A 14,604-nucleotide genomic window follows, 5' to 3' on the forward strand; every position below is an offset into this window, starting at 1 on the left:
TAAAATCTAGAGTAAGGTAATGGGATACTGTATAAGTGTCCAGAGGTAAATCTCCCTATGGCGACTTTTTGCGAGCAGCTTCGCAGCTTATCCCATCCAACTAGCGAACCAACGTAAGCCAAGCGCCCCCGGTGCTAAAATGCCAAATGCCCAAATCATTGCGGATGCGAAGTTGGCAATTTGAAAATGGCGTTGGCGCATTTCACAAATTCCTGCGACAAGAGGAACGACCGCGCGCAAAGGTCCAAAAAACCGCCCAAAGAAAATCCCCCAAACACCCCATTTCTCAAAGAAACGATGACCTTTATCTATCATTTCAGGGTTGCGAGAAATCGGCCACATTTCACGGACTTTTTCTTTATAGTGAAAACCAAACCAATAAGAGACCCAATCGCCAAAAAATGCGCCCAAGGCGGCGGCTAACCAAATCGGAAAGAAGGCGATTTCACTTTCACCAATCAACGCACCAAGTCCAAGTAAAATCACGGTTGCGGGGAGCAATAAAGAGAGAAAAGCGAGTGATTCGCCAAAAGCAAGAATGAAGACAATAGGGATCGCCCACACTTCGTGAGCACGAGTGAATTCCGTAATGGCAGTGACAATTTCATTGATGCTCAAGGGTTCGTTCCTAATTTTAATGAGTTGAATAACACTATTATAGTTATAGGAAGTAAATAAAGTTGCAACAAAACCCGCTCATTGCAACTTCAGTGTTTATTAGATTATTCGAGGAAGTAACTTTGTAGCACGCTGCGTTGAGCGTTATCTAAGCCAAAATCTTTTTCTAGCCATTTATCCACATCACCATAATTATTTTCTATGCTTTTCAATGCAGTCTGTAAGAATTCTTCACGTACAGAGAACACATACTCGAATTTTTTTACCACATTCTCACTCATAGTTTTTGAAAATTCTTCCAGTAGGTGATTACGGAATGGCGCTAACGTTTCATTGGTTAATAGGTAATCGTCCATCACCGTATTAACATCCGCGCCCAGCGCAAATAGTACTAAAGCCGAGCCAATTCCAGTGCGGTCTTTACCGACTGCACAGTGTTGCACAAGACCACCTTTTTCCGGTTGCTTCAACATGCTGACCAATTGATGATATGCCGCATTATTCAATGGAAGTAACTCGTAAAGGCGGAACATGAAAGCTTGAGGATCAAATTTTTCTAGCACTTCTGGTGTGAGTTTATCTAAATTCGCACTCACTTCTTTTGCCAGCGGGTTCGCAGGGGCATGCACATAATGAGCGCCACTCCACACCACATCCGGTTTATCCAAAATTTCAGCTTCATCGCGATAGTCGATGATTTGGAAAAGGTTTTGTGACTGTAAGACTTTTTCATCATCTTGGGTTAAGCGGTCTAATGCACCTGAGCGAAATAAAACCCCAGGTTTAATTTTTCCGCCGTTGGATAGTTTTTTTCCACCTAAATCACGAAAGTTAATTCCACCGGTTAAAGGCAGTACAGAGGGGTGAAGGTAAGGTTTGGTTGACATACGTTTTCCCTTTTTAGCGCTGTCATTGCTCAAACTAAAAATAAACGAAATTATCAATTACTTGTAATTTGAGTAACTTAAGAGGCTTCTATTCATTGTTTTAAATGACAATAACAGATTCATCGATGAAGGGAATAAGAAAAACGCGAGAAAATAAATTTTGCGCTGATCAATTAGAGATACAAGAATATTTAAGATACATGGGTAGCATGATGATAACTGAACCCGTTTACCGAAAATCCACAACCGAGTGAAGTCAGTAAACGGGTCAGCTAATTAGGATTACAGCAGGCGACGAGCCGCTTCGACAACAATGCTCAGAACATTGCCTTCTGTTTTTTTCAGAAGCGCTTCATTTGGAATTTCTTGCTGAGTACGGTTAACGATAACGCCAGCAACCATACCTGCACGCAGACCTTGGCTTGCACACATAGTTAACAGCGTTGCAGATTCCATCTCATAGTTCATCACGCCCATATCCTGCCACTCTTTCATTGAGCCTCTGAAGTGGCGCATCACACGACCTGTATAGGTGTCGTAACGCTCTTGACCTGGGTAGAAAGTATCTGAAGATGCAGTAATACCAACATGAACAGTTGCACCCGCTTCTGTCGCCGCAGCATACAGCGCATTAGTACAAGTAAAGTCAGCAACCGCAGGGAATTCCAGCGGAGCAAAATGCTGACTTGCACCATCTAAACGCACTGCACCGGTAGTCACTAAAACATCACCTACATTGATGTTTTCTTGGATTGCACCTGTTGTACCGATACGCAAGAAAGTACGGATGCCTAGCTGAGCTAGTTCTTCAACTGCGATAGAGGTTGATGGACCACCAATACCTGTGGAGCAAACAATCACGGCTTTTCCATCAAGTTCACCACGCCATGAAGTGAATTCACGTAATGAAGCCAAATGCACAGGGTTATCCATCAGACGTGCAATTTTTTCAACACGGTTAGGATCCCCAGGAACAATAGCAACAGTTGCACCCTGTAAGTCACTCTTTTTTAAACCTAAGTGGAAAACGTCAGACATATCAAACTCCTTTACACAATGGCATCATTGAATTAGTACGTTATAGTCAATATAGCGCTTAGCTCGACTTAATTTAGTGACCAATATCGCTTTTAATAGAAACTGATTCACTTCATTTTCATGAAAATGAGATATATATCACAAATAAAGTCCGGTGACATTAAAGCTAATGATGAGATACACCCAGTATAGATGAATGTTTGCGATTATCGAAAAAAAGCGCCTGAATAGGCGCTTTGGATAGGCAGAAGATAAAAAATATTACAATATCAATGTGCTAGACTTACAGCACAACATCAAGGATCAAGACGCCAACCAACCCGATAGCCCACGCTATTGTTGTTGGGATAGACCAAACTATCATTTGCTGTTTAACGTCTTTAATCCCCATCATTCTGTTCACAACCCAATAAAGGCTGTCGTTAAAGTAACCGAAGAACAGAGAGCCCATTGTTGCTGCTTGAGCGGCAACTAATAAGTTGATATCAGGGATTTGGCTAATAATTGGCGCAGAAATCGATGCTGCGGTGATCATTGCAACCGTTCCTGATCCCTGAATTAAACGCACTAACGTGGCAATAATGAACGGTATTAGCACTGGCGTAATCGGTAAATTCGCAACGTGCTCCGCTAAAATTGTTCCCGTACCACTATCACGTAATACTGCACCTAATGCACCACCAGCCCCCGTGACCAGTAAGATAATCCCTGCCGCCTGCAATCCCTCTTCCATACGGTCAATGACTTCTTCTTTCGAGGCTTTTGGCATTAACGTATAGACTGAAATCAATACGCTAATTGAGAGTGCAATAATCGGGGCGCCTAAGAATTGGAATGATTGGAAGTACCAGTTATCATCCATGCCTTGGAAGGTGGCTGTTTTTAGCAATAATCCGTTGATAGCATTAATAAAAATCAACAAGATTGGCGTAATAATAGGTAACAATGATAAGAATAAGCTTGGTAATGGTTTATTCGCTTTTTCTTCCATGTAACGTGCATGCACTTCTTTTAGATCTTCGCTGCCCGTCTCATCTGGCATAAACTCAGGGTATTTGGTTCCTAGCCATTTGGCATAGAACACAATACCGATGACACAGGGTACCGCGAGCGTCATACCCGCTAAAATCATCGCACCAACATCAACCCCAAAGATACCTGCGACCCCTAAAGGACCCGGTGTTGGTGGTACAGTATGGTGAGTTACCACTAACCCACCCGCTAATGCGACCCCAAGCGTTAAGATGCTCCGTTTACCATTTTTGGCTAATGCCTTTGCCAACGGGTAAAGAATGACGAATGCCGAGTCCACAAAGATAGGAATACTGACAATATAGCCGGTGATTGCCAGTGCCCACTCTTCACGTTTTTTCCCTAACCATTTGATAAAGCTATAGGCTATTTGCTCAGCAGCACCTGAAACTTCCAGCACCCTTCCCATCATCACCCCGAGACCGATAACAATACCAATGCTACCGAGGGTCGAGCCAAAGCCCTTTGTGATCACCGTGACGGTTTCAGCCGCGGTTAGCCCACCGGATAACCCCGCAATTGCAGCGGCAATTAGCATGGCTAACAGTGCGTGAACACGCGTTCGTAATACTAAAAAGATAAGGACAAATATGGCCACCGCGAGACCAATAATAGGAATATAGGACATTATTTAATCTCCTATTTTTTCGCGCTATGATGCTTAATAAATGAACGGATCGCATCGCTAAATGATCCATCAGCTCTAAAACCTAAATCCAGTGCACGGCGAATATCAAATTTACCTGGCCAACTTGCCACAATGCGATTAATCGCTTCATCCGGTTCAAAACGAATTAAATCAACGGCCTGTTGTCCTGCAACATCACGCAGTGCATCAATCATATCTTGCACTGTCACGGTGATCCCGGGCAGGTTCACGGTGCGTGAAAGACCAAATTTTTCCGCAGGAATCGACACTGCATGGATGAAGTTGTTGATGACCGTTTCTGGGCTAGATAACCATAGCGCCAGCGCTGGAGACACAGGACAAACACTCTCAATCCCATTAAGAGGCTCACGGATAATACCGCTAGCAAAAGAAGACGCTGCTTTATTCGGGACGCCAGGACGAATACTAATGGTTGGTAAGCGCATCACTCGACCATCGACATACCCTTTACGTGAATAATCGTTCACCATCAGTTCGCACATGGCTTTTTGAGCGCCATAAGAAGACTGAGGGTTTACCACGCAAAGGTCGGTGATTACATCAGGTAATTCACCACCAAATACCGCAAGGGAGCTGGTGAAAAGGAATTTGATGGCAGGGTTTTTAGCTCTAGCGGCTTCAAGTAATTGACGCGTCGCATCAAAATTTACTTTCATGCCTAAATTGAAATCGCTTTCTGCGTGGCTACTCACAATCGCAGCGAGGTGAAAAACCACATCGGTTTGCGCATCAATCAATTTATCTGCGGCTTCTGGCTGAGTTAAATCTAACGCAACACAACTCACGCGAGAATCTTCAATTGGTGATGTAGGGCATTGAATATCCGCTAAAACGAGTTGGCTAAATTTTAATCCTTGGTTGTTTTTAAGCAAAGCAGCGGCTAGCTGCTGGCCCAGAAAACCTGCGCCACCAGTAATAATAACTTTCATTGTCATTCTCCTTGCTATAGCCCTGACGGGCTATGCATCACTCGGTAAGATGTTTTTTTATGTATTTATTAAATGAAGTTTTATATTTTTTTCGACTATCCGTTGCACGACATCAGGCGGTAAATGTTTATCACAAATGATGTCGTGCAATTGATCTAATGGGCAAACACGAAACATACCGTATTTACCGAATTTACTGCTGTCTGAAACCAGTACACATCGACGGGCTACATCCAATAAAGTTTGTTTTATTTGAACTTTTTCCTCATGAGGCGTGGACACGCCATGTTGCAAGTCCCATGAGCTGGTGCTAATAAACGCGATATCCACATTCAGTGTTCGCAACATGGCTGCGGCTGTATTTCCCACACAAGAGTGATTGCGTTTATCAACCTGTCCACCTGTGTGATACAAATTCAGCTGCGATTTATTCATCAAATATTGCATGATAGAAAAATCATTGGTCACAATGGTGAGATTAAAACGCTCACCTAACACACGCGCGATTTCAAACGTGGTTGTTCCCGCATCGAGGTAAACCACCTGACCATCTTCAACCAGTGAGCTGGCAAATTGACCGATTTCGCGTTTGGTTTGATGATGCAGCCTCGCCTTCTCACTCCATGGTAGCTCTTGGCGTAACGCATCATTTAACCGAACTCCACCGCTAATTCCGACAACCTTCCCTTCCTCTTCCAACATGCGAATATCACGTCGAACCGTCATATGAGACACATTCATTAAGCCAACTAAGTCATTGATAGACACAGTTTGGTGCTCATAGACATAGCGATAAATAAAATCACGACGTTCGGAAGGGATCATGCGGTTCTCCTAGGAATTAGCTTGCTTGAGCCAGCCTAAACCGTCTTCGGTGCGTCCTGCTGGGTGGTATTCACATCCCAGCCAGCCTTCATATCCCATTTCATCGAGTTGATTAAAAATCCATGGGTAATTGACTTCACCGCTATCAGGTTCATGGCGAAAAGGTACTGATGCTATCTGAATATGACTAAATTTACCCCAAAGACGCTCAATTGTTTTCAATAAGTCACCTTCCATAATCTGGCAGTGATACAAGTCCAATTGAATAAATACATTTTCGCGATTGATTTCAGGTAAAAGCGCTTCAGACTGCTTTTGGGTCGTTAAGAAATACCCCGGCATATCGCGGGTATTAATTGGCTCGATAAGCACACGAATTCCATGCTCCGCCATCACATCCGCAGCCTGTTGTATGTTCTTAATAAAACAGTTTTTTTGCTCTTCAAAAGTGAATTTTTCATCCACTTTACCTGCCATTGCATGCACTTGCTTACACCCAAGGGCTTTAGCGTATTTCAGCGCCGTTTGCACGCCTTGAGCAAATTCAGCTTCACGCCCAGGAAGAGATGCCATTCCTCGTTCGCCGGCACCCCAATTTCCTGCGGGCATATTAAATAGCGCTTGAGTGAGTTGATGTTTTTTCAATTCACCCGCAATAGCATCCGCATCTTCTTCGTAAGGAAAAAGATATTCAACCCCTTTAAACCCAGCTTGAGCAGCACGTTCAAAACGTTGAATAAATGGAACTTCGTTAAACATCATGCTGAGATTTGCTGCAAATTTAGCCATGTCTATCACCTCATTTCTGTGGGTAACGGCTTTCGAGCTCATGAACTTGCTCTGGCGTTAACGTTGTGAAGCCATGTGGACGTAATGTAATGTACAAGCGAGCGGTATCTTCTAATTCTTCCGCATTGAAAAATGCTTGTCTTAACGTTTTTCCACCGACAACCGGACCGTGGTTTGACAGTAAAATCGCATTATGATTTGGGGCTAATTTCGCGATTTCTTCACCGATTCGGTCATCACCTGGCGGTAAATATTCAATTAATGGTAATTTGCCCACGCGCATCACATAGTATGGTGTGATTGGGGGTAAGCAGTTCGCCGTATCTAAGTTCGGCAAACAAGATAATGCCGTTAACCAAGGTGAATGTAGGTGAACAACCGCTTGGCAATCAGCACGTTGTAAATACATTGCCATATGCATAGAAACTTCTTTTGTGGGTTTATCACCATCAATCCAGTTTCCTTGTGCATCGAGCTTACTCAGACGCTCAGGGTCTAAATCGCCAAAACTTGAGTTAGTCGGGGTGACAATAATGCAGCCATCCGCTAAACGAGCGCTAATGTTGCCAGCGCCGCCGCTACTGTAGCCACGGTTAAACATCGATTTTGCCCAATCCACCAACTCTTGGCGTAGCGCCTTTTCATTACTCATTAAACATCTCCTGTGCTAACTGGAAGAAATTCTCTTGACCGAAATTGCCTGATTTCAGTGCTAACCAGTTACCGCTTGTTAAATCCTGTACCCACGGCACACCCGGTGCGATAGGTGAACCAATACTTAATTGTTCTGTTCCAAGGCTCTGAACCACTTTCCCCGAGGTTTCTCCCCCCGCGATAATGAACGTGTTAAAGCCTTGGTCCTCCAATAAGGTCACCACTTGCCCAAACACATTTTCCACCGCCGTGCTCGATGATGCGGCGCCGTATTTTTCTTGTGTTTGTTTTAATAACTCCGGTGGCTGAGTGGCGTAAAGCAAAGGTGCTAAACCCGTCGTTTGCTGTGCTTGAACCCACGCAGCTAAGGCATTCGCATAGTCTGGATTATTGATACATTCACCGACATCTAACGCCTTACTTGGTGCCACTCGCTGGTAGTTCTGTACTTGTTTGTTGGTCATCTGTGAGCAACTACCTGATAAAATCACGGTTTTCCTGTCTTTTCCTGCCGGCTTAATCCCGCGACTTTCACTTTGCCCCCATGCCACTTGGCTATCTATATTTGCTAGTGCTGCACCCAACCCTGACCCACCTGTTAATAAAGGCAGTGATTGCGAAGCTTGGGCAATAGGCAACAGGTCATCCATGGTAAAACTATCGACGACGGCATAACTCACGCCTTGTTGACGCAACTGTGCTAACTGTTCAGCGACTGCCAAGCTCCCTTTCTGCACTGTTGCTAGATTAATCAACCCAGCCTTCCCTGTTGATTGTTTTTCCATGACTCGCAGCAAATTCGCATCAGTCATTGGCGTGACTGGATGGTGTTGCATGCCACTTTCATTCAGTAATTGACCGTTTACAAACAAGTGTCCATGAACCACAGTACGTCCATTGACTGGCAGTGCTGGGCAAACTAAGGATAAATCTGTACCCAACTGCTTCATCAACGCATCAGTGACAGGACCAATGTTGCCTTTTTCTGTTGAATCAAACGTTGAGCAATATTTAAAGAAAATTTGCTGGCATTGTGCTGATTCCTTCAACCAACGACATGCATTTAGCGAGGAGCTGACCGCTTCATCAACAGGGCAAGAGCGACTCTTTAAGCTCACCACAATGGCATCTACATCATGTGGAATTGGGGTATTTTCATTCGGCTCATTCAGTAATTGCACCACTTTCCAGCCGTTTTGTACCATAAAGCCTGCGATATCCGTCGCGCCGGTAAAATCATCAGCAATCACGCCTAATTTCACTGTCATGCCTTTTTCTCCGGTAAGGTAATTCCTTTGAAGGTTTTAATCACCGCGCTATCATCCTGAGAGCCAAAACCTTCGTTGCTGGCTGAAATAAACATTTGGTGAGCGGTTGCGGCGAGTGGTAGTGGGAAATTCAGCGCTTTTCCGGTTTGCATCACCAAACCAAGATCTTTCACAAAAATATCCACTGACGATTTTGGTGTGTAGTCCCCATCAAGAACATGCTGCATACGATTTTCAAACATCCATGAATTTCCTGCGGCATGAGTCACAATGTCATACATCACATCCAAGTTGATTCCCGCTTTTGCCGCCAACGCCATACTTTCAGCAGCAACCGCGATATGAACACCCGCCAACAGCTGATGGATAGTTTTCACGGTAGACCCTAGTCCAACCTCATCTCCCACTCGATATAAGCGTTCAGAAATGGCGTCAAATACAGGAGCAAGTTGAGTAAATAGTTCAGAAGAACCCGATGCCATTACCGTTAGCTTGCCTTCCGCTGCTTTAATCGCACCGCCAGAAATCGGTGCATCCACCAATGGAAGTTGATACTCAACAAGACGCTTTTCAATCTGCTTCGTTTGCTCTGCCGCCAATGTGCTGTGTAACACAATGATGGTATTTGGGCGAAGCTGCTCTACCAGTGGTTTTTCGCCACCAAACAAAATCCCTTCAACTTGCATTCCATTGACGACGACCATCAACACTGCATCCAACTCGTGGGCGTACTGCGCTGCATTTTTCCCTGTTGCTTGCGCGCCATATTTAAGTAGCGCGTCACACGCTTGAGGATTTAAATCAAATCCATAGGTTGGGATATTTTTTCTTATTAGTGATTGCGCGATCCCCATTCCCATCGAACCCAGACCAATAACGCCAACATGGTTAACGATATTTTTCATCTAGCCCCCTGATGTTGTCAGTTCTAACAATATTGTGAATTCTGGTGAATATTCACACAATCAAATTCACAAACACATGACTACCATCACACTAAAGAGAATATAAAATTTAACCAAATTTCATTTATTATACTGAAATTTAACAAGATAATAATTTCACACCGCCTTCTACTCCTTCACAAGAAAGTGTGATAAAAATTGTGAGCATTCTGATGCATTTCTAGTCAGTGTATTTTGGTGAGTATTTAATTCCCACTATTCCTTCTAATTTTGATTGACCTGTTGAGTAAATTCCCCAAAATAGCCGCCTATTATTTTTTGTAAAATGTTCCATACTTGGTATTGAACACATTAATTACGTTATCGAGGAGTCAAAAATGGGTCTGTTTGATCAAATGTTAAGCATGGTTGCTGGTGATAAACTGCAACAGTTTCAATCCGTTATTGATTGGGTTGAAAAGCAAGGCGGGCTCGCTGGTGTCGTCGATAAATTTAACACTGAAGGCTTAGGCGGGATTGTTTCATCTTGGATTTCAGAAGGTGAAAATTTGCCAGTGGATGCTAGCCAGTTAATGCAAGTCTTTGGTGACTCAGGGATCCAAGAACTCGCTCAACGTGTCGGCTTAGATCCACAACAAGCAACAGATATGGTTGCCAAGTACCTACCCACTTTAGTTGATAGTGCGACTCCGAACGGTGAATTACCTGAAAATATTGATTTAGCGTCAATTGGTATGAATTTACTGAAACAAAAACTGTTTGGCTAAGTTCCGCTTGTGACAAGAAAGACTAATGAAAAAGCCCACTCATTCGTGGGCTTTTTACTCAGTTAGCGTTGATACTCATTACGCAGTTTTTTCGCGGCTTCCACCATATTAGCTAACGCTTGGCGAGTCTCCTCCCAACCTCGGGTTTTTAAACCACAATCTGGATTGACCCATAAACGCTCGGCAGGCACCCGCTGCGCAGCCTTGCGCAGCAACGCCACAATCCATTCAACATTCGGCACGTTCGGTGAGTGAATATCATAAACACCTGGACCAATCTCATTAGGGTAATCAAAATCTTCAAACGCATCGAGTAAATCCATATCTGAGCGCGATGTTTCAATAGTGATCACATCTGCATCCAATGCGGCAATAGAATCCATGATATCGTTAAACTCGCAGTAACACATATGGGTGTGGATCTGAGTCTCATCTTCCGCGATAGCAGCACTCAGTTTAAAGGCATCCACCGCCCACGTGAGATATGCTTTCCATTCATTACGGCGTAGCGGTAAGCCTTCTCGCAATGCTGGCTCATCGATTTGAATGATGCCAATGCCCGCCTTTTGTAAGTCATCCACTTCATCACGCAGCGCTAACGCAATCTGCTTCGCGATAGTTTCACGGCTCACATCTTCACGCGGGAATGACCAACACAGTATTGTCACCGGACCTGTCAGCATTCCTTTCACCGGTTTATCCGTCAACGACTGTGCATACTTCGCCCACTCCACGGTAATAGCTTCTGGGCGGCTAATATCACCAATGATCACAGGTGGCTTCACGCAGCGAGAACCGTAACTCTGTACCCAACCATTTTGCGTAAAGATATAGCCATCAAAGTGTTCACCGAAGTATTCCACCATGTCATTTCGCTCAGCTTCACCATGCACGAGGACGTCAATATCCAGTAGCTCCTGCTCCTTGATAGCTTGTTTGATGTGCTCACTGATACTGGTACGGTAATTCAGTTGATCCACATTGCCTTTTTTGAAATCAAGACGCAAAGAACGAATTTCACTGGTTTGCGGGAAAGAGCCAATTGTCGTAGTTGGCCACAACGGTAGATTAAAACGTTGGCGCTGAAGTTCAGCACGCTCTACATAAGGACGAGTACGCTCGGTATCTTTCGCGTTAATTGCCGCTAAGCGCTGAGCGACCTGCGTATTATTGACTCGAGAAGAGGTGCGACGAGCACGAATAGGCGAACTATAGGTTTCTAGCGCTGCGATGTTTTCTGCCGTTGGTTGATTGAGTGTTTTCGTCAATAACGCCAGTTCTTCACATTTTTGCAGTGCAAACGCAAACCAGCTTTTCACTTCGGCATCCAAACGCGTTTCATCATTTAAATCAATTGGGCTATGCAGTAACGAGCAAGATGAACCGACCCACAGAGTGCGCTCTCCTAGCAGCGGTTTCACCCGTTGGAATTTCTCGCCTAAATCCCCTTTCCATACGTTACGCCCATTAATTAACCCTAACGAAAGCACCCAGTCCTTAGGAAGTGCTTGATGCAGTGCCGCGATATCATCCTTGCCCGCAACCAAATCCACATGTAGTCCTTGCACTGGCAGTTGTTTAATCACATCCAAGTGATGACTAATACCGTCAAAATAGGTGGTTAATAGTAAATTCGTTTTCCCTGTGAGGGCTTGATAAGCCTCTTGGTAGGCTTGCTGCCATTTGATAGGTAAGTCTAATACCAGTGCAGGTTCATCAATTTGCACCCATTCCACACCTTTTTCAGCGAGTCGAGAAAGTATCTCTTGGTATGCGGGGAGTAAATCCTTCAGTAAAGATAATCGGTCGAATGTCGGTCCTTTCACTTTCCCTAGCCATAGGTAGGTAATCGGTCCAATCACCACTGGCTTCACTTTATGCCCAAGCTTCAACGCTTCATCCACTTCATCAAACAGCTGATTCCACGACAATTTGAACTGTTGCCCTTGCTGGAATTCTGGCACGATATAGTGATAGTTAGTATTAAACCATTTTGTCATTTCCCCTGCGGCAGCAGGCTTGCCCGTAGGGGCACGACCGCGAGCCACACGAAATAAAGTATCTAAATCAACAGTGCCATCTTCATTTTGATGACGCGGTGGAACGTTACCGAGTAATAAACTGGTCGTTAATACTTGGTCATACCATGCGAAGTCGCCGACTGGCAGCAGGTCTATCCCTGCATTTTTTTGTTGTTCCCAATGGCGAACACGCAGTTGGTAGCCCGTCTCAAGAAGTGCAGTTTGGTCAATCTTGCCTGCCCAATAATCTTCTTGTGCACGTTTTAGTTCTCTTTTCAGACCGACACGCGGAAACCCAAGTGTATGATTTATAACAGACATATTGACCCCTTAAAATATTTAGCCGTCTAGATGTTTACACATCTATAATCAACAGGTACTGTATAAAGCACAAGCGCAAATTATTCATCGTCAACTTGAAGGTTTCTCATGATCGAATTAAAACACTTAAAAACGTTGCAGGCGCTCAGCCAATACGGATCATTAGCTGCCACTGCGACGCACCTGCATCAGACTCAGTCTGCGCTATCTCACCAATTCAGTGATTTAGAGCATCGCTTAGGCTACAAACTGTTTGTACGTAAAACCCAACCTGTGCATTTTACGCCTCAGGGCGAAGTGTTGCTTCAACTCGCACAACGCATTTTACCGATGGTCAAAGATGCGATTCGCGTCTGTAATGAGCCAACCGTAAGCACTTTGCGTATTGCTATTGAATGCCACAGCTGTATCCAGTGGCTAACGCCGGCTTTACAACAGTTCAGACAGACATGGCCGCAAGTGACTGTTGATTTTAAATCTGGCGTGACGTTTGATCCGCAACCTGAATTGCTCTCACGAGAACTAGATATCGTCATGACTTCGGATATTCTTGCGGAGCAAAACTTACATTACACCCCTATGTTTGATTATGAGGTGAAGCTGGTGGTGGCAAATGACCATCCGTTAGCACAAAAGCCGTTGATTGAACCCCATGATCTCGCCAAAGAGACGCTGCTGATTTACCCAGTCCAACGCCAACGCTTTGATATCTGGCGTCATTTCTTGCAGCCTGCGGGAGTTTCACCCAACATTAAAACCGTCGACAATACATTAATTTTAATTCAGATGGTGGCGGCCAAAATGGGTATTGCGGCATTGCCTCACTGGGCAGTCGATTCCTTTGAAAAACAAGGTTTGATTAAGACAAAAACATTAGGGAATGGGCTATGGAGCCGACTGTACGCTGCATGTCGTGAAGGAGAACAGCGTCAGCCAGCCATTGAAACATTTACCAATACAGCTACTGATCACGCGGTAGAGAATTTGTCTTATGTGAAGCCGGTTCAAGGATCCAGCGCTTATGCACCCACAGAGAAGCAATTATCAGACTCGATCCCATGGTAAAGCTGATCCAATTAGGGTGTTGCTGCCAAATTGCAAAGTTAACCAACAACCCTGCTGGAACCATCATGTTATTCATAATAGCAAGGGTTCCGGCATCCACCTTCGTTGCCCCATAGTTCCACATAAAGTAACCAATACCCGACGCAACCATGCCTAACCACAATAAAACAATCCATTGGGCTTGGCTTGTCGGCACCATCGCCTTATTACCAAACAGCAGCCATCCCACCAACGAAATCAGGGTTGCACCAATATAAAACCACGAAAAAGCTTGATGTTGAGGAATAGGATGCACTTCCATTAAACGCTTATAACCAACTTGCCCAAGGGCAAAGAAGATGTTGGCAAGCTGAACAAACATCAATCCAACCCAGAATGACTCACTTAAATGATCATAACGAATAATGGCAGCGCCAATCACAGCGAGAATAGAGCTAAATAAGTAGCCTATACGTAGACGCTGGCGCTCTAAAAAGTCGTAAATCAGTGTGACGTAGAGAGGAGTTAATACCGTAAATAGCAAAAACTCAGCCACGCTCAGGTATTTATAGGCTTGGAAAACAAAGTAATACATGATCCCCAGCTGGCAAGCACCCACCAGCATGTACAACAAGATCACTTTGGCGCTGAAATTACGCCAGCGAAGGAAAGGAAGGAATACCAAGGCGGCCAAACTCACACGAATCAGAACAGATAACCAGCTATCCACCTGCCCTGCAAGGTATTCCCCCATTAAACTAAAAGACGCTGCCCACAGCAGCGTCGTAATCACGAGTAACCACATTGCTATCCACTCTTAAGCACGATTGTCTATC

At 44.5% G+C, this 14,604-nt stretch carries 14 protein-coding genes; 2 read left to right on the top strand and 12 right to left on the bottom strand.

Annotated features, from left to right (window positions below):
• Positions 1-87 precede the first annotated feature (87 nt).
• The 10 genes from PSF16_RS05035 to ltnD all read right to left on the bottom strand — a co-directional run bounded on the left by PSF16_RS05035 (position 88) and on the right by ltnD (position 9,615).
• A complete protein-coding gene (locus PSF16_RS05035; protein WP_006663285.1) occupies positions 88-618 on the bottom strand; it encodes a DedA family protein in 531 nt (176 codons plus the stop codon).
• 104 nt (positions 619-722) lie between these two features.
• Complete coding sequence (locus PSF16_RS05040; RefSeq protein ID WP_036959776.1) at positions 723-1,505, bottom strand: tyrosine-protein phosphatase; 783 nt, start codon at positions 1,503-1,505, stop codon at positions 723-725.
• A gap of 282 nt (positions 1,506-1,787) precedes the next feature.
• The gene (gene udp, locus PSF16_RS05045) at positions 1,788-2,543 is read right to left on the bottom strand and encodes a uridine phosphorylase (RefSeq protein ID WP_006658334.1); all 756 of its coding nucleotides are present in this window, start codon (positions 2,541-2,543) and stop codon (positions 1,788-1,790) included.
• A 283-nt stretch (positions 2,544-2,826) separates the two neighbouring features.
• Positions 2,827-4,203, bottom strand: coding sequence for a GntP family permease (locus PSF16_RS05050; RefSeq protein WP_006663287.1), 1,377 nt, complete (start codon positions 4,201-4,203; stop codon positions 2,827-2,829).
• 11 nt (positions 4,204-4,214) lie between these two features.
• Positions 4,215-5,174, bottom strand: a complete 960-nt coding sequence (gene denD / locus PSF16_RS05055) for a D-erythronate dehydrogenase (protein ID WP_036974016.1) — start codon at positions 5,172-5,174, stop codon at positions 4,215-4,217.
• Between the two features lie 57 nt (positions 5,175-5,231).
• Positions 5,232-5,999, bottom strand: coding sequence for a DeoR/GlpR family DNA-binding transcription regulator (locus tag PSF16_RS05060; protein WP_006658331.1), 768 nt, complete (start codon positions 5,997-5,999; stop codon positions 5,232-5,234).
• 9 nt (positions 6,000-6,008) lie between these two features.
• A complete protein-coding gene (gene otnI, locus PSF16_RS05065) occupies positions 6,009-6,788 on the bottom strand; it encodes a 2-oxo-tetronate isomerase (protein ID WP_272688900.1) in 780 nt (259 codons plus the stop codon).
• Between the two features lie 10 nt (positions 6,789-6,798).
• Positions 6,799-7,440, bottom strand: a complete 642-nt coding sequence (gene otnC, locus PSF16_RS05070) for a 3-oxo-tetronate 4-phosphate decarboxylase (protein WP_006658329.1) — start codon at positions 7,438-7,440, stop codon at positions 6,799-6,801.
• On the bottom strand, positions 7,433-8,710 hold the full coding sequence (otnK, locus tag PSF16_RS05075) for a 3-oxo-tetronate kinase (protein WP_006663289.1): 1,278 nt from the start codon (positions 8,708-8,710) through the stop codon (positions 7,433-7,435). The genes otnC and otnK overlap by 8 nt, the downstream gene beginning before the upstream one ends.
• Positions 8,707-9,615: an L-threonate dehydrogenase gene (gene ltnD, locus PSF16_RS05080; RefSeq protein ID WP_272688901.1), complete on the bottom strand. Its 909-nt coding sequence runs from the start codon at positions 9,613-9,615 to the stop codon at positions 8,707-8,709. The genes otnK and ltnD overlap by 4 nt, the downstream gene beginning before the upstream one ends.
• Positions 9,616-9,992: 377 nt before the next feature.
• Here ltnD and PSF16_RS05085 point away from each other — a divergent pair, with 377 nt between their 5' ends.
• The gene (locus PSF16_RS05085; RefSeq protein ID WP_006663291.1) at positions 9,993-10,382 is read left to right on the top strand and encodes a YidB family protein; all 390 of its coding nucleotides are present in this window, start codon (positions 9,993-9,995) and stop codon (positions 10,380-10,382) included.
• Between the two features lie 62 nt (positions 10,383-10,444).
• Here the strand turns inward: PSF16_RS05085 and metE are convergent, their stop codons facing one another.
• Positions 10,445-12,724, bottom strand: coding sequence for a 5-methyltetrahydropteroyltriglutamate--homocysteine S-methyltransferase (gene metE, locus PSF16_RS05090; RefSeq protein ID WP_006663292.1), 2,280 nt, complete (start codon positions 12,722-12,724; stop codon positions 10,445-10,447).
• Between the two features lie 108 nt (positions 12,725-12,832).
• On the opposite strand from metE, the gene metR reads away from it, so the two are divergent.
• Positions 12,833-13,789: an HTH-type transcriptional regulator MetR gene (metR, locus tag PSF16_RS05095; protein WP_006658323.1), complete on the top strand. Its 957-nt coding sequence runs from the start codon at positions 12,833-12,835 to the stop codon at positions 13,787-13,789.
• Here the strand turns inward: metR and PSF16_RS05100 are convergent.
• On the bottom strand, positions 13,686-14,573 hold the full coding sequence (locus tag PSF16_RS05100; RefSeq protein ID WP_006663293.1) for a carboxylate/amino acid/amine transporter: 888 nt from the start codon (positions 14,571-14,573) through the stop codon (positions 13,686-13,688). The two genes, metR and PSF16_RS05100, sit on opposite strands and share 104 nt — an antisense overlap.
• Positions 14,574-14,604: the final 31 nt, after the last annotated feature.

The organism is Providencia sp. PROV033, assembly GCF_028484855.1.
Taxonomy (GTDB): Bacteria; Pseudomonadota; Gammaproteobacteria; order Enterobacterales; family Enterobacteriaceae; genus Providencia; species Providencia alcalifaciens.

What these genes read in the sequence shown, in the direction of transcription:
- PSF16_RS05040 (WP_036959776.1), bottom strand. Translation starts at nt 1,505, where the DNA reads ATGTCAACCAAACCTTACCTTCACCCCTCTGTACTGCCTTTAACCGGT.
- udp (WP_006658334.1), bottom strand. Translation starts at nt 2,543, where the DNA reads ATGTCTGACGTTTTCCACTTAGGTTTAAAAAAGAGTGACTTACAGGGT.
- PSF16_RS05050 (WP_006663287.1), bottom strand. Translation starts at nt 4,203, where the DNA reads ATGTCCTATATTCCTATTATTGGTCTCGCGGTGGCCATATTTGTCCTT.
- denD (WP_036974016.1), bottom strand. Translation starts at nt 5,174, where the DNA reads ATGAAAGTTATTATTACTGGTGGCGCAGGTTTTCTGGGCCAGCAGCTA.
- PSF16_RS05060 (WP_006658331.1), bottom strand. Translation starts at nt 5,999, where the DNA reads ATGATCCCTTCCGAACGTCGTGATTTTATTTATCGCTATGTCTATGAG.
- otnI (WP_272688900.1), bottom strand. Translation starts at nt 6,788, where the DNA reads ATGGCTAAATTTGCAGCAAATCTCAGCATGATGTTTAACGAAGTTCCA.
- otnC (WP_006658329.1), bottom strand. Translation starts at nt 7,440, where the DNA reads ATGAGTAATGAAAAGGCGCTACGCCAAGAGTTGGTGGATTGGGCAAAA.
- otnK (WP_006663289.1), bottom strand. Translation starts at nt 8,710, where the DNA reads ATGACAGTGAAATTAGGCGTGATTGCTGATGATTTTACCGGCGCGACG.
- ltnD (WP_272688901.1), bottom strand. Translation starts at nt 9,615, where the DNA reads ATGAAAAATATCGTTAACCATGTTGGCGTTATTGGTCTGGGTTCGATG.
- PSF16_RS05085 (WP_006663291.1), top strand. Translation starts at nt 9,993, where the DNA reads ATGGGTCTGTTTGATCAAATGTTAAGCATGGTTGCTGGTGATAAACTG.
- metE (WP_006663292.1), bottom strand. Translation starts at nt 12,724, where the DNA reads ATGTCTGTTATAAATCATACACTTGGGTTTCCGCGTGTCGGTCTGAAA.
- metR (WP_006658323.1), top strand. Translation starts at nt 12,833, where the DNA reads ATGATCGAATTAAAACACTTAAAAACGTTGCAGGCGCTCAGCCAATAC.
- PSF16_RS05100 (WP_006663293.1), bottom strand. Translation starts at nt 14,573, where the DNA reads ATGTGGTTACTCGTGATTACGACGCTGCTGTGGGCAGCGTCTTTTAGT.